General features: G+C 44.8%; 9 protein-coding genes and 1 pseudogene. 9 read left to right on the top strand and 1 reads right to left on the bottom strand.

What is annotated here, in order from left to right:
- The first annotated feature begins 58 nt into the window (after window positions 1-58).
- The 9 genes and pseudogenes from OU683_RS15760 to OU683_RS15715 all read left to right on the top strand — a co-directional run bounded on the left by OU683_RS15760 (window position 59) and on the right by OU683_RS15715 (window position 13,992).
- A complete protein-coding gene (locus OU683_RS15760) occupies window positions 59-3,889 on the top strand; it encodes an efflux RND transporter permease subunit (RefSeq protein ID WP_268140022.1) in 3,831 nt (1,276 codons plus the stop codon).
- Window positions 3,886-5,139 carry a TolC family protein gene (locus tag OU683_RS15755; protein ID WP_268140020.1) on the top strand — a complete coding sequence of 418 codons (1,254 nt, stop codon included), beginning with the start codon at window positions 3,886-3,888 and terminating at the stop codon, window positions 5,137-5,139. Before OU683_RS15760 ends, OU683_RS15755 begins: the two co-directional genes overlap by 4 nt.
- A complete protein-coding gene (locus OU683_RS15750; protein ID WP_268140018.1) occupies window positions 5,123-6,883 on the top strand; it encodes an efflux RND transporter periplasmic adaptor subunit in 1,761 nt (586 codons plus the stop codon). Before OU683_RS15755 ends, OU683_RS15750 begins: the two co-directional genes overlap by 17 nt.
- Window positions 6,884-6,907: 24 nt before the next feature.
- Window positions 6,908-7,501, top strand: a complete 594-nt coding sequence (locus OU683_RS15745) for a DUF3347 domain-containing protein (protein WP_268140016.1) — start codon at window positions 6,908-6,910, stop codon at window positions 7,499-7,501.
- A gap of 27 nt (window positions 7,502-7,528) precedes the next feature.
- The gene (locus OU683_RS15740) at window positions 7,529-8,068 is read left to right on the top strand and encodes a helix-turn-helix domain-containing protein (RefSeq protein ID WP_268140087.1); all 540 of its coding nucleotides are present in this window, start codon (window positions 7,529-7,531) and stop codon (window positions 8,066-8,068) included.
- A 140-nt stretch (window positions 8,069-8,208) separates the two neighbouring features.
- Window positions 8,209-8,754 carry a DUF3347 domain-containing protein gene (locus tag OU683_RS15735; RefSeq protein ID WP_268140014.1) on the top strand — a complete coding sequence of 182 codons (546 nt, stop codon included), beginning with the start codon at window positions 8,209-8,211 and terminating at the stop codon, window positions 8,752-8,754.
- A 31-nt stretch (window positions 8,755-8,785) separates the two neighbouring features.
- Window positions 8,786-9,280, top strand: a complete 495-nt coding sequence (locus OU683_RS15730) for a DUF305 domain-containing protein (RefSeq protein WP_228915895.1) — start codon at window positions 8,786-8,788, stop codon at window positions 9,278-9,280.
- An 82-nt stretch (window positions 9,281-9,362) separates the two neighbouring features.
- Window positions 9,363-12,725, top strand: coding sequence for a heavy metal translocating P-type ATPase (locus OU683_RS15720; protein WP_326493561.1), 3,363 nt, complete (start codon window positions 9,363-9,365; stop codon window positions 12,723-12,725).
- A gap of 43 nt (window positions 12,726-12,768) precedes the next feature.
- Window positions 12,769-13,992: pseudogene (locus tag OU683_RS15715) on the top strand (permease).
- Window positions 13,993-14,046: 54 nt separating this feature from the next.
- Here OU683_RS15715 and OU683_RS15710 read toward each other — a convergent pair.
- Window positions 14,047-16,539, bottom strand: coding sequence for a zinc-dependent metalloprotease (locus tag OU683_RS15710; protein WP_268140011.1), 2,493 nt, complete (start codon window positions 16,537-16,539; stop codon window positions 14,047-14,049).
- Window positions 16,540-16,560 lie beyond the last annotated feature (21 nt).

The following is a 16,560-nucleotide window of genomic DNA, read 5'->3' as shown; positions in this document are numbered from 1 at the left end:
GACCCTGCGCGCCGGGGTTCCTGTGTTTGTTCACATTTAATCAATTTAATATCAAAGAATGCTTTCTAAAATAATAAGTTATTTCCTTTATAACCGGCTGGTGACAAGCCTGTTGCTCATCTTTATGATTGGCTGGGGAGTTGTTACTTCCCCTTTCGACTGGGATTTGGATCTCCTGCCTCGAGATCCCGTGCCTGTAGATGCAATCCCTGATCTGGGCGAAAATCAGCAGATCGTCTTTACCGAATGGCCGGGGAGATCGCCACAGGACATTGAGGACCAGATCACCTATCCCTTGACCACTGCCTTACTCGGAATTCCGGGGGTGGAGTCTATTCGTAGTACGTCGATGTTCGGATTCTCCAGCATCAACATCATTTTTGATGAAGATGTGGAATTCTACTGGTCCCGTACCAGGATCCTTGAAAAGATCAACTCTCTTCAATCGGGACTTTTGCCCGAAGATGCCCAACCTACTTTGGGACCCGATGCTACTGCTTTGGGCCAGGTCTTCTGGTACACCCTTGAAGGAAGGGACACCGCAGGAAATGTTACCGGCGGCTGGGACCTGCATGAAATAAGATCGGTGCAGGATTATTATGTTAAGCTTGGTTTGAGCGGTGTGGAAGGAGTTTCTGAAGTTGCTTCTGTTGGTGGATTTGTGCGTGAATACCAGGTGGATGTTGATCCCGATGCTTTAAAGGCATTCAATGTGGGTATCGATGACGTGATGATGGCGGTAAAAAATTCCAACCGTGATATTGGTGCCAAGACTATTGAGGTCAACAAGGTGGAATATCTGGTTCGCGGGTTAGGTTATATTGAATCCCTTGAAGATATTGAAAATACTGTGGTCGCAGTCAATGAGAACAAGCCGATCCTTATTTCTGATGTTGGGGTTGTAACCCTGGGTCCTGCCGAAAGACGCGGAATTTTAGACAAAGCAGGTGCTGAGGTTGCAGGAGGAGTAGTGGTTGCACGCTACGGATCAAATCCGCTGGCGGTGATCAACAATGTCAAAGAGAAAATAGAGGAGATTGCCCCGGGAATGCCTGCAAAGGTGTTGCAGGATGGAACGGTGAGTAAATTAACTGTAGTTCCTTTCTATGATCGCACCCAGTTGATCCAGGAGACGCTTGGAACTCTTGAAAGTGCTCTTTCTGATGAGATCCTTATTAGTATCATCGTCGTGATCATCCTGGTGCTAAATTTACGTGCGTCAATCCTTATTTCCAGTCTGCTGCCCATTGCGGTGCTCATGACCTTCATCGCCATGCGCTACTTTGGGATAGATGCCAATGTGGTGGCGCTTTCAGGTATTGCTATTGCGATTGGGGTCATGGTAGATGTGGGGATCGTCTTTGTGGAAAATACACTGCGCCATCTCGAATTTCCCGAAAACAAAAACGCCCGGGGGTCAAAACTTCTTGAGGTCATAAGAACTGCCACAATAGAAGTTGGCCCTGCGGTAACGACGGCACTTGCGACAACAGTGGTAAGTTTCCTTCCGGTATTCTTTATGGAACATGCCGAAGGAAAACTTTTTATTCCGTTAGCCTTTACCAAAACTTTTGCCCTGGTAGCTGCTTTTCTATTGGGTATCATCGTTCTACCAATGCTGTCTTACTATTTCTTCTCATTCCGCCTGAAGAAGGAGAAGGTCAACCGCATCTGGAACTATAGCCTTATTGGCGGCGGAATTCTACTTGCGCTCCTTTTTAAGATGTGGTTGCCTCTAGCTTTAACAGTGATCGGAATTCTTAGGTTGCTTGAACCAAGAAGCCGTGGCTTCCTTGGAAAATATACCCGGGAGATCTCACTTTTTATAATTCTTGCAGTAACTATTTTCTTCCTCACTACGCACTGGATGCCACTGGGAGTACGGAATTCTATCATTGAAAATTACCTCTTTGTGATCATCCTACTGGTGATCACTCTCGCAGCACTGCTGGCTGTAGTAAGGTTCTATGAGCCTATCCTGAACTGGTGCCTGGAAAACAAGAGGTCATTTTTAATGCTTCCGGTAATTACAATTCTTATCGGAGTATTGATCTGGCAGGGATTCCCTAAAATTTTCGGATTCATTGGTGACGGCGCAGAAGAAGTTGGCTGGGAATTAAGGGAAACTGCAGCCTGGGGAGGTGCTTCCGAGGCATTCCCCGGCGTAGGTAAGGAATTTATGCCAACGCTGAATGAAGGAAGCTTTTTACTGATGCCTACTGCAATGCCGCACCTGGGAATAGAGGGCAGTAAAGAAGTGCTTCAAAAGCTGGACATGGCGGTCACTAATATACCGGAAGTTGAGGTTTCAGTAGGGAAACTGGGAAGGGCTGAGACTGCGATAGATCCGGCTCCAATTTCCATGTACGAGAATGTCATCAATTATAAACCCGAATATATGCTGAACGAGGAAGGTGAAATGCAGCGCTTCAGGGTAGATGATGACGGAAATTTCATTCTGAAGTCAGGGAAAGCCTTTCCTCATGAAGAAGTCGTCCTTCAGAATATAACGACTAAAGACCTGATACCCGATGAAGACGGGGAATATTTCAGAAACTGGAGAGATCACATCAACAGCCCTGATGATATTTGGGACGAGATCGTCAGCGCGACCAGGTTACCCGGAATTACTTCGGCTCCAAAACTGCAGCCCATTGAAACCAGGCTTGTGATGCTGCAAACCGGAATGCGTGCTCCAATGGGGATCAAAGTCTACGGGCCAGACCTGGAGACCATTCAGGCTTTCGGATTTAAGCTTGAAGAGATCCTAAAACAGGTTCCTTCTGTTAAAGAAGAAGCTGTGTTTGCAGATCGTATTGTTGGTAAACCATATCTTGAACTCGATATCAACAGGCAAAATATTGCCCGTTACGGCCTTAGCATTGAAAAAGTGCAGCAAACCATTGAAACCGCAATCGGCGGGATGGAGATCACAGCCACAGTTGAAGGCCGGGAGCGTTATCCTGTGCGGGTGCGGTATCCACGAGAACTTAGGAATTCGCCGGAGGAGATTGAGCAGATCCTGGTGCCAACACCTACTGGAGCGCAAATTCCGTTGGGACAGCTGGTAGAGGTGCGGTACGTGAAAGGTCCGCAAATGATCAAGAGTGAGGATACATTTTTGGTGGGTTATGTGCTTTTTGACAAAAAAGAAGATTTCGCCGAAGTAAACGTGGTGAACGATGCGCAGGAGCTCATTGCCGAAAGAATTGCCACAGGAGAACTTGTAGTGCCGCCCGGGGTGAGCTTTGAATTTTCAGGGAATTATGAGAATCAGGTACGGGCTGTCAAAAGGCTGGCTATTGTAATTCCAATTTCGCTGGTCATCATCTTCCTGTTACTGTACTTCCAGTTTAAAACCGTGATCGCCTCTACGATCCACTTTTCAGGGGTATTTGTGGCTTTTGCTGGTGGATTCATCATGATCTGGCTTTACGGGCAACCCTGGTTTATGGACTTCAGTATATCGGGATTGAACATGCGCGACTTGTTCCAGATGGGCACGATCAACCTGAGTGTAGCCGTATGGGTCGGGTTTATTGCCCTTTTTGGGATCGCAACAGATGACGGGGTGCTTATGGGAACATACATTCACCAGGTTTTTGAGAAACGTGACCCGCAAACAGTGCCCGAAGTAAGGGCAGCCGTTCTCGAAGCAGGTAAAAAAAGGGTAAGGCCTGCAATGATGACCACTGCAGTGACAATCATTGCCCTGTTCCCGGTACTTACTTCTACCGGAAAAGGAGCAGATATTATGGTGCCTATGGCAATTCCCATTGTAGGAGGAATGGTCATACAGATCATGACCATATTTGTAGTGCCGGTATTGCAGGCCATATGGCGCGAGACGGTGGTTACAAAAAATAGAAACAAAATTATAGCAGAATGAAAGACGCTTTAAAAATACCTTTTTTGACAGGTCTGTTTTTTCTTCTCTTCGGAAGCATGGAGGCTCAGACGCTGGAGGATTACTTGTTGATCTCTGCGGAAAATAATCCGCAGGTCAAAGCAGCATATTCCGAATTTGAGGCCACCCTGCAGGAAGCGCCGCAGGTGAAGAGCCTGCCCGATCCCACCCTCACCGTTTCGGCTTTTGGTCAAATGGTGGAGACACGACTGGGGCCGCAGGAAGCCCGTTTTTCCGTCATGCAGATGTTCCCCTGGTTTGGAACTCTTGAGGCACGGGAGAATGTGGCAACTTTAATGGCCGAAGCAAAATTCCAGGCTTTCCTGGAAACCCGCAATGAGATCTTGTTGCAGGTGAGTACTAAATACTATGAACTTTACGAGCTTGAGCAACAGCTGCAGTATCAACAAGAAAATCTCGACATACTTCAGAACTATAAGGACCTTGCGCTTTCACGCGTAAGTGCAGGAAGCGGAGCATTGTCTGATGTTTTACAGGCAGACATCATGCGGAATGAATCTATTACAGGTTTGGAAGTGATCCGGCTCAGAAAGGATGTGCTGCTCGCGCAGTTCAATGCCTTACTGTATCGTGAAAAATCTGAAGCAGTAGTAGTTCCGGATGAGGTAGAAATACTTCCTGAAGATACAATTTTTGACACCTTAGTTGAAAACAACCCTCAGCTGGAGGGACTGGAGAATATGGCAGCATCGGCCCGGGCCCGCGAAGAACTGGCGAAAAAGGAAGGAATGCCGAATGTTGGGCTGGGACTGGATTATGTGATCGTTGGGGAGAGAATGGATATGGCAGTTGAAGACAATGGCCGCGATGCCATTATGCCTATGCTTACTGTGAGCCTGCCCATCTTCCGCGGGAAGTACAAAGCGGCCAGAAAACAGGCGGCATTTTTGGCCGAGAGTTATGAGCAGCGAAAAGAAGGATTGAAAAATCAACTTTCAGCAGAACTGGAGGCAGCCCTTTTTGAAGTCCGGGAGGCGCAGGCAATGTTGCAGCTTTACAGGCGGCAGGTGGAAAGTTCAGAACAGGTACTCAATTTGTTGCTTTCCTCTTACCGAAATGCAGCTTCAGATTTTGAGGAGGTGTTGCGGGTTAGGCAGGAACTTTTAAAATATCAGCTGGCGGTGGCAGGGGCAGAGGCCAATTATCTCACCGCACTGGCAAAAATCGATTATTTATCGGGTAAAACTTTAGATTATGACAGGCAGAAATAAAAATATACTCATCATAGCCGGTACACTGGTGGCAGGGATCCTGCTTGGCTGGCTTTTCTTTGGCGGCAGCGACGATGCCGAAATTCATGACCACAGTGCAGAAGTCGCGCAGGAAACTGTTTGGACCTGTTCCATGCACCCACAGATTCGGGCAACCGAGCCGGGGAAATGTCCAATTTGCGGAATGGATCTTATTCCGCTGGAAAGCTCAGACGCCATGGAAAATCCCGATGCTGTGCAAATGACCGAGTACGCCATGAAACTCGCCAATATCCAGACGCAGGAAGTTGGTAGCACATCTGCAGAAAGGGAGATAGAACTTAACGGAAAAGTGGTGGTTGACGAAAGGATCTCCTATACCCAGAGCACTCACGTGCCGGGAAGGATCGAAAGGCTGCTGGTCAATTTTACCGGCGAGGAAGTCCGCAGGGGGCAAGCCCTGGCTGTGGTCTATTCTCCCGAACTTGTTACCGCCCAGGAAGAACTTTTACAGGCCTATGCTATTCGTGAGTCGCAACCTGAACTTTTTGAAGCCGCAAAACAAAAGCTGAGAAACTGGCGGATTGGTGAAAACCAGATCAACCGGATCCTTGAAAGCGGAAAAGCCACAGATCGCTTTACCATCACCGCCGATGTGAACGGGGTGGTGACCGAAAAATTAGTGGAGGTAGGAGATTATGTGGAGCGTGGAATGCCGCTATACCAGATTGCCGACCTGTCAAAAATGTGGGTTCTTTTTGACCTTTATGAGAGGACTTTAGGGATGGTCGATGTGGGAGACACAGTAGAATTTACTGTAGCTTCTATCCCGGGAGAAACTTTTACGGGGACTATTAACTTTATAGATCCCATAATAGACCGCCAAACAAGGGTGGCTACTGCAAGGGTAGAGGTTTCTAATATTGATCAAAGTCTAAAACCGGAGATGTTTGTCTCGGGGGTAGTGACGGGAGGTGGTGATGATAAAGCAGTTTCAGGATTGACTATTCCGCGGTCGGCAGTACTGTGGACCGGGAAGCGCAGTATCGTCTATGTGAACGAAGGCACTGCAGATAATCCTCTCTTTGTGATGAGAGAGGTGGTGCTGGGACAACTCCTGGGATCTTCGTACGTGATTCAGGAGGGACTGGCTGTGGGAGAAGAGATCGTCGTAAACGGAACTTTCACCGTAGATGCTGCGGCCCAACTTGCAGGAAAACCAAGTATGATGAACCCGGCAACGGCAACTTCAGCCGCAGCACAGGTCGATGTAAGGCAGTATCTGCAGGATAGCGGTTATGACTACAGGGCGCAGGCTTCCAAAGAATTTCAGCAGCAACTTGACAGGCTGGTGAGAGATTATCTTCAGCTAAAAGATGCGCTTGTAGAGGGACAGGCAGAGGAAAGTCTTAAGTTTACAAAACAGGTTGCCAATACCCTTCAGCAAATAAAAGCAACAGGAATGGCGGGGGAAGCAGAATCTTTTTGGCAGGAGAAGAAGAAGTTCCTGTTGCAGCATTCCGAAGAAGGACTCAACACAACTGATCTGAAAAAGCAAAGGGAGAATTTTGTTTATCTTTCTGAAGCCCTCATCAAAACTGTAGCCGCCTTTGGAACAGGAGATAAAACTATTTATGTGGATTATTGTCCTATGGCAAATTCAGATAAAGGTGCGTACTGGCTGAGCGATGTGGCCGAAATAAGGAATCCTTACTATGGGGATGCCATGCTCACTTGTGGCGAAATTGTAGAACAAATTCAATAATCAATAATTATAAACAACAGAAAAATGAAAAGAACAAAAATGACAATTATGGCTCTTGCTGGAGCATTTTTACTTGCTTCATGCGGAGAGACAAAAAAAGAAAGTGAAGTGGAAGATGGTGCGATGCCAATGCAAAACGAGATGCATATGGAAGAGACCGAGGTTCACGATATGGATAATATGAGCACGAACCTTGATGATGGTACCCAGGGTGATCTGGCTTTTAACGACCAGAACATGGAGGTTGTCTACAATCACTATATGCACGTCAAGACCGCTTTAGTGAACACTAATGCTGAAGAAGCAAAGAGCGGAGCCCAAATGATGACCGAAGCACTTCAAAATGCAGGTGGTAATGAAGAAGCTTTAAATGCAGCTCAAACTATTGCCCAAACAGATGATATCAATGTGCAGAGAACGACTTTCCAGGACCTTTCTGCAGCCATGGAAAATATGCTAGTAGGAGAATTATCTTCAGGAGAAGTTTACAAGCAGTATTGTCCAATGGCCTTCGATGGAAAAGGAGCCTACTGGTTGTCATCTTCAGAAGAGATCCGTAACCCGTACTACGGTGACAAGATGTTGAAGTGTGGAAGCGTTCGTGATACTATCAAATAGTAGCAAGTGAAGCTTTTTATTAAAAATATGGTTTGTAACCGCTGTAATATGATGGTGAGGTCTGAACTGGAACAGTTCGGGCTTCATCCTGTTACAGTTCAACTGGGTATGGCCGAGATAGAAAGGGAATTAACTCCCCAAGAAAAAAAGCTTCTAAATGAGCGATTTAATAAATTGGGGTTCGAACTTATTGACGATAAAAAGACCCGGCTCATTGAGAGCATAAAAACTACAGTTGTGGAATTGATCCATAATTCTGATGATCTTCCAAAAATGACATTTTCGGAATATCTTTCTGAAAAGTTTCACCAGGATTATTCGGCCCTCAGCAAATTGTTTTCGGAAGTTCAGGGGGTGACCATTGAACAATACGTTATTACTCAAAAGATCGAAAAAGTCAAAGAACTTTTGGTCTATGATGAGCTTTCTCTAAGCCAAATCGCCCATCAACTGCATTATTCCAGCGTTTCCCATTTGAGCAAACAGTTCAAAAAAGTCACTGGATTGACTCCCACGCATTTTAAGCAGGTAAAGGAAAATAAGCGTACACCGCTTGACGAACTATAGGTTCTTGTTCTTTCCTTTTTTAGAAATTGAGACTGTCTTTGAAAAACCCGATGAATATTGGGTTTTACGATTCTTTTATGAGTCTTTGCCTTGGCTTTTTCCGAACTTAGTATAAGACTAAATTTTTAAACCATAAACTCATGAAAGCTTATTTAAAATTAATGATGCTTTGTTTCGGTTTGATCCTGCTGCACTCCTGTCAGGACAAGGAAAAACAACAAAGCGTGGAAATTAATACTCCCGAAGAAGTTAAAGAAGCAGCAAAAGAAACCCCGGATATTGCCGACCAGCATTTTATTGATGGTATGACAGGGAAAATATGGCATAACTATCTGGAGATTAAAATGGCCTTAACCAATGCAGATGCAGACGAGGTACAGGATGTGGCTGAAAGTATGATCGCCTCATTTTCGGCAGAGCGCGCCGAGATGAAAGCTATAGCCCAGCAAATGTCTGAAACCGGGGACCTGGAAAGACAAAGGGAATTGTTCGCAATATTTACAGAAAAAGCGGGACCTATGTTTGAAGATGCATTATCTGGTGGTACTATTTATAAAAAGTTCTGTCCAATGGCATTTGATAATAAAGGAGCTTATTGGTATGCAGATATTGAAGAAATAAACAATCCGTATTTCGGTGATAAGATGCCAGATTGTGGTTCTGTAGAAAAGACGATTAAAAAATAAAAAAGCTAAACCAATCAAAAACCAAAATAAGATGAATTCAGAAGATAAAAAACAGCATAAAATGAGTGGCAGCAATTACGGCAGGTTCTTGTTAATGCTCGGTTTGTCCTTTGTGGCTATGTATATTACAATGTACATGAATACCTATGAATGGGATCATGTTTATTTTAGTATGACCCGGTTTTATATGACTTGTCTTGGTATTTCAGCGATGGCGGTGATCATGCTTTCTCTTATGCTCAAAATGTATAAGAACAAGAAGAAGAATATTGCTATTTATCTGGGTAGCCTTGTCTTATTCGTATCGGCATTAGGTTTAGTTAGAGCGCAGCGGCCTGTTATTGGGGATGTTTTGTATATGAAAGCGATGATCCCTCACCACTCGATCGCAATTTTGACCAGTAAACGCGCAGATATTGATGACCCTGAAACTAAAAAACTGGCTGAAGAAATTATAGAAGCTCAGAAAAGGGAGATCGCGCAAATGAAAAAGATAATTTACCGCCTGGAGAATGAGGAGGAATAGGAGAATCTTACCATAATTTTCCCGAATTGTATAACACATTCGGCTTCTTTCCTGCGAACTTTGGAGTCTAAAGTGAAAGAAAATGGTACATACATATAAAATTACCGGCATGACCTGCAACGGCTGTCGTGCTCATGTAGAGAAGACGCTTCAGGAAGTTAACGGGGTGAAAAATGTCACTGTTGATCTTGAAAATGCTGAAGCGGTGATCGAAATGGAGAAGCATATTCCTTGGGACATCTTGGAAACAGCCCTGCAAAAAGGCGGTGGAAATTATCACATCCTCGCTCCCGGTACTGCTGAAGCAAACTCAAACTTCTCCAAAGTTCCCAAGAATGATAATTCAGTTTCTGAAGATAACACTGCTGATGATAGTCAAAACTTTGGAAAAGTTGAGACAAGCATGACCCATACCTATCAGGTGACCGGCATGACCTGTAATGGCTGTCGAGCTCATGTAGAGAAGACGCTTCAGGGAGTAAAAGGGGTGCAAAACGCTTCAGTAGACCTGGAAAAGGCTGAAGCCGTGATCGAAATGGAGAAGCATATTCCGGTTGGCACATTTGAAGCAGCCCTTCAAAAGGATGGAGGGAAGTATCACATTGTTGAACAGGAAGGAAAGGGAGAAACAAACTTTTCCAAAGTTCCCCAGAATGATAATTCAGTTTCTGAAGATAACACTGCTGATGATGGTCAAAATTTTGGAAAAGTTGAAGAGGCTGATTTAATGACCCACACCTACAGCATCATCGGGATGACCTGCAACGGCTGCCGTACTCACGTGGAAGAAACCTTTAATAAGGTTGCAGGAGTAAAAAAAGCGAAGGTTGATCTTGAGAAAGCCGAAGCTGTCATTGAGATGGAAAAGCATATTCCGGTTGGGGTTTTCGAAGACGCCCTTCAAAAAGATGGCTGGAATTATCACATTTTAGATGCGCCCAAAAATGGAAAAATTGAGCAGCGTTTTGAGATCGTAGGTATGACCTGTAGCGGCTGTAGAGAACACGTGCAGGATGTGCTGCAAAAGGTTGATGGAGTAGGGAAAGCCAATGTGAACCTGGAAAAGGCAGAGGCCTTTGTTTCCATGAACAAGCCTGTTCCTGTGACTGCTTTACAGGAAGCCCTTTTGGACGAGGCGGGTTCGTATAATATTTATTTGCCGGGCCAGGATTCCTCTGTGCCACCTAAACCCAAAAAACCACAAGGGAAAGGCACGGGAACCTATTACTGCCCCATGCATTGTGAGGGGGACAAAACTTATGATCAACCGGGAGATTGCCCTGTCTGCGGAATGGACCTGGTGGAAGAAGTGAGTTTGACCGTAAAACCAGATCAATACACCTGCCCCATGCATCCTGAGGTAGTTAAGGATGAGCCTGGAAGCTGCCCCATCTGCGGAATGGATCTCGTACGCATAGAGCCGGATCTTACCGGAGAGCAGAAAACCTATAACAAGCTCGTTAAAAAGTTCAAAATTGCCGTTGCTTTTACACTGCCCATCTTCCTGATTGCCATGGGGGAAATGATCCCCGGCAACCCAATTTATAAATGGATGAGCATGGAGGCCTGGAATTGGGTACAATTTGGACTTTCCATTCCGGTGGTTTTTTATGCTACCTGGATGTTCTTTGAAAGAGCATATAGATCGATCAAATCCTGGAACCTAAACATGTTCACCCTTATTGGGATTGGTGCCGGGGTTGCCTGGCTTTTTAGTGTTTTCGGAATGGTGTTTCCTGACTTCTTTCCCGCGCAATTTAAAACGCATGCGGGCACTGTGCATGTCTATTTTGAAGCTGCCACAGTAATTCTCACTTTAGTTTTAATGGGACAGGTGCTGGAAGCCCGCGCGCACAGCCGTACGAATTCTGCAATCAAGGAGTTGCTGAAACTGGCTCCCAACAAAGCGACTATTGTGGTTGACGGAGAAGAAAAAGTTATTGACACAGATAAGATAGAAGTGGGCGACATTCTTCGGGTGAAACCGGGAGAAAAGATCCCTGTGGATGGAAGTATTAAAAAAGGAGAAACCAATATCGATGAATCCATGATCACGGGGGAACCTGTTCCAGTGGAAAAAGTTGAAGGCGATAAGGTGACCTCCGGAACAATTAACGGAAACCGTAGTTTCACCATGACGGCTGAAAAAGTAGGTGATGAAACCCTGCTTGCCCAGATCATTAAAATGGTAAATGACGCGAGCCGTTCGCAGGCACCTATTCAAAAGCTGGCCGACAGGATCTCAGGCTACTTCGTGCCGGTAGTGGTATTTATTTCTATTATTACCTTTATCATTTGGGCTATCTATGGCCCCGAACCTCAGTACGTCTATGCGCTTATCAACGCTATTGCAGTGTTGATCATTGCCTGTCCCTGTGCCCTGGGCCTAGCGACGCCAATGTCGGTCATGGTAGGAGTTGGAAAAGGTGCACAGAATGGGGTGTTGATCAAGAACGCACAGTCCCTGGAGCAAATGAACAAAATTGATGTTTTGATCATCGACAAGACTGGTACCATTACCGAGGGAAAACCTTCTGTAGAGAAAGTGGTGGCCTATGGAAGTTATTCTGAAGACAAGGTGATCGAATTAATGGCATCGGTAAATGCCCAGAGTGAGCACCCTTTAGCTTCAGCAACGGTGAATTACGCGAAGGATCGAAAAATAGCTATTTCTGAAGCATCAGACTTTAATGCGGTTACGGGGAAAGGCGTGACCGGTTCTACTTCAGGAAAAGAAGTGGCAATCGGAAATGAGAAACTTATGAGTCAGCTTAATGCTGATATTTCAGAGGAACTTCAGAAAAAAGTAAAACAAGAGCAGGAGCTGGGGAAGACAGTGTCATATATCGCTATTGATAATGAGGTTTCAGGTTATGTCACCATTACCGATCCTATCAAGAAAACCAGCCGCCAGGCCATTCAAGAACTTATGGATGATGGTGTGGAAGTGATCATGCTTACCGGTGATAATGAGACAACGGCCTCGGCAGTGGCTTCTGAGCTGCATCTCACAGGTTTTAAAGCCGGAATGCTTCCGCAGAACAAGCTGGAAGAGGTGGAAAAACTTCAGGCACAAGGTAAAAAAGTGGCTATGGCCGGAGATGGGATCAACGATGCACCCGCACTTGCCAAAGCCGATATTGGGATTGCTATGGGTACAGGAACCGATGTTGCCATTGAAAGCGCCGAGATCACTCTTGTAAAAGGTGATTTGCACGGAGTGGTTAAAGCCAAAAAACTTAGTTCAAAGGTAATGACCAACATCAAACAGAACCTGTTCTTTGCGTTGATCTATAATACGCTGGGAGTGCCTATTGCGGCGGGAGTTTTATACCCGTTCTTCGGACTTTTATTATCACCAATGATCGCTGCTTTGGCGATGAGCTTTAGTTCGGTGTCGGTAATTGCAAATGCACTGAGACTGAGAACTGCCAAAATTGACTAGTCAAAAATGGCATTTTAATATATAATTTTAAAACCAGGATTGAATGCAGGACTTTTGGAAAAGCTGGGCAGAAGCTGCTTAGACAAGTACAGGATTTTTTTGGAAAGCTCTCTGGGCTTTCATTCTCGGATATATCATTAGTAGTGGGATCCAGATCTTTGTTACCGAAAAGAAGATGGAAAAAACAATGGGAGGAAAAGATGCGAAAGGAGTGCTCCTGGGTACCTTCTTCGGCTTTATTAGCAGTTCCTGTAGTTTTTCTGCCCTTGCTTCTACTAAAAGTCTTTTTAAAAAAGGAGCAGGTTTTGTTCCTTCTATAGCTTTTCTTCTTGCCTCCACAAATCTAGTAATAGAGCTGGGGATCATCATTGCCATTTTCCTGGGTTGGCAATTTGTGGTAGGGGAGTATGTGGGAGGAATCCTGCTTATCCTCATCAGCTGGCTCATTGTAAGGCTGATTAATCCAAAGAAACTGATCAAAAAGGCACGGGAGCGGCTAAAAGGAGAAGAGGATGATGATGAAGGATCAGATAAAGCATGGAAAGAGAAGATGAAGTCTGAAACTGCCTGGGCCAAGGTGGCAAAGCAATATGCCATGGAATGGAAGATGGTGTGGAAGGATGTAACCATTGGCTTCACCATTGCCGGAATAGTAGCTGCCTTTGTGCCCGATTCTTTTTTTAGAACCCTCTTTATCAACAGCGGCCCGGAGGTTGAAAGCTATAGCTTCTTTACCATTTTAGAGCATATTATAGTTGGGCCCGTTGCTGCGTTTCTAACCTTTATTGGTTCCATGGGAAATATTCCGCTGGCGGCGCTGCTCTTCGGAAAGGGAGTGAGTTTTGCAGGAGTAATGGCTTTTATCTTCAGTGACCTGGTAGTATTTCCGGTGTTGCGGATCAATGCAAAATATTATGGCTGGAAAATGTCACTTTTTATCCTCTTTTTGCTGTTTACTGCACTTATTGGAACTTCCCTGGTTTTGCATTATTCTTTTGACCTGTTAAGTCTGCTACCCGATCCGAAAAACGTGAAGATCCTTGAATCTGAACATTTCCAGATCGACTACACTTTTTTCCTTAACCTTATATTTCTTATCCTTTCCGGAATTCTGATCTACATCGGCTTTTTTAAAAGGAAAGATGTTGACCATATGAAAGAAATGGCTCCGAAGAGTCAGGTGATGGAAAATGTCATGAAGTACCTTGCCTTAATTTCTTATGTATGGCTTTTAGGGGGCTGGATTGTAAGATTATGGGTAATATAAAAAAAGAAGAGCCGGACAAACGTCCGGCTCTTTCATTTTATGCCTAATTAAGGTTTAGCTGTTTGGGTCCAGAATAAGGTTTACTCTTTCCAAAGCGTCTTCCAAATGATAACGGGTAAGCGTATCTCTGCTTCGACCAATGCTGTTGCGAAGGTCACGCTGAAGCTTTTTCAACTCTCCACGAACAACAGGACGAATATCACTTTGGGCAACATCAACATTTGATCTTGTGACCCATGAACGGTAGCGGGCAGGAATTTCAGACTGTTCTTCGGTCATAAGGTATTCCATGCGATCGATGTACGCTCTTTGAAGATTTCTTCGATAAGTGTCGATATTTTGGCCTCTTCCCAATTCACTCCAGACACCTGTTCTAAGGTCCTGCATCATGTCCAGAAGTCCGTAGGCGCTATTTCCGTTCATTTCACGGTTCTCGATCAATCTTGCCATTCTTCCGAAGTCAAGCAGGTTGTTAAGCGTTCTTTCCTGCGTGTTCCTGATCCTTTCAACATTCCCATCAAATTCTATCCTGTTGAAGATCTCCTGATCAATAAGCCACTCGGGAGTTGAGAACAATTCCTCCTGAAGGAAATTCATTGCGTTCTTTTGCTTTTCGGCTGTAACGTGGAAATAAACAGCACCTTCCTGGTCGTAGGTTTTTGTTTCCTTGATCACACCACCCACATTGGCAGCAACGTGACCCATGTAACGGTTATATTGCCCAAGCACTTGCTCATACATCGTTTCAAGATCATCGTAATCTTTCCCTTTTTCTGCAGTCCACTCGATGAGGTTTGGGATGATCCTTTTAAGGTTTTTGATCCCATACTGGCTGGCAAGAACAGCGTCATCTCCAAGATCTTCGGTTTGTGAAGTAGGATCGATCACTCCGCTCTGTTGGCCACCAAACCTGTAAACAGGGTCTCCTGCTTTTTCAAGGATCCAGGAGTCGAGAATTTCTTTCTCCTCTTTCCCTTCTTTTTCAGGAATTGGTTTGTAACCCCACATGATGGAATACTTGTCGTAAGGACCAATATCAGGCATCAAAGCTACATCTCCATCTTCGGGTTGTGCAATATAATTGAAACGGGCGTAGTCCATAATAGATGGAGCTGTTCCGTACTTTTTAGTGAATTCAGGATCTCTAAGGGACTCTACAGGATAAGCAACACTGCTTCCCATGTTATGAGGCAATCCTAAGGTATGGCCTACTTCATGAGAAGATACAAACCTGATCAAACGACCCATGATCTCATCTTTAAATTCTACTCCGCGGGCATCTTCATTGATTGCCGCAGTTTGTACAAAGAACCAGTTTCTTAGAAGGGTCATTACGTTGTGGTACCAGTTAATATCCGATTCCAGAATCTCTCCCGAACGCGGGTCACTTACGTGAGGCCCGTTTGCATTTGGAATAGGAGAAGCAAGATAACGCACTACAGAGTAGCGAACATCTTCGGGACTCCAGTCGGGATCTTCCTCTTTTGAAGGAGGATCTTTGGCAATAATGGCATTTTTGAAACCTGCAGCTTCAAAAGCAACCTGCCAGTCCTCAATTCCCTGTTTGATGTATGGGATCCATTTTTTTGGAGTCGCACGGTCTACATAGTAAACGATCTGTTCCTTGGGTTCAACCAGTTCTCCTCGCTTGAATTTTTCCATATCTTCCTCCTTCACCTCCAGTCTCCAGCGGTCAAGGTAACGTACAGTTTCACTTTTTTGAGCATCCAGCCCATAATCTGTTTGTCCTGTAGTAAACCAGCCTACACGCTCATCATAATACCTTCTTTCCATTGGAACTTCTGGAAGCAGGATCATGGAGTTACTCATTTTTACTGAAATTGATCCCGTACTTGAATTAGAAGGTGGTTCCCCGGCATTGTAAGTCTTCACGTGGCGAACCTCAATATTTTTTGGATAACTGCGGATGGTGTCAATATAAGACCTGCTATCATCCAGACGGCTTATTTTGTAGCTTTTGCGACGTCCTTCAGGAAAACCTAAAGCCTGTACATCCTTTTTAAAAAGATCTGTCACCTTGATAACTGTTGCATTGTTCACAGAATCTTTATGAAAAGCCTCAATGTCAAAGGAGAAAAGGATAGGTTCAAAGTTGGAATTTCTTACAGCTTCATGGACTGGTAATGAGTCGGCAGCAAACACATCGTGGGATACCACTCGTAGAAGTACGTTCTTGTTCTTTTTTTCCCAGCGTAGCACCTGTTCATTTTGTTTTCCGCCACCAAAACCAATGCCCGATGCAGTTTGGGCGATCCTGGTAACCATAAGCATTTCCCTGTTAAAAAGACTGTCTGGGATCTCGTAGTAGTAATCGTCATCAATTTGATGTACTGTGAAAAGTCCGGTGTCGGTTTTTGCTTTTTTGGTGATCACCTTATCGTAGGCCTTGATCCCGTTTTTATCTTTTTCTGAAGAGTCTTTAACGGCTGCCGTTTTCTTGTCCTTTTCAGGCTTAAATACGGCACAACTTGTTATTGAGAAAGAGAAAAAAACAATAACCAGCCGCAACATTAATCGGTTGTTCATTAAGTAGAATTAATTAGTTAA

The organism is Salinimicrobium sp. TH3, from assembly GCF_026676115.1.
GTDB lineage: Bacteria > Bacteroidota > Bacteroidia > Flavobacteriales > Flavobacteriaceae > Salinimicrobium.
The sequence above is the reverse complement of the archived record's forward strand: the minus strand, read 5'-3'. Positions and strand labels throughout refer to the sequence as shown.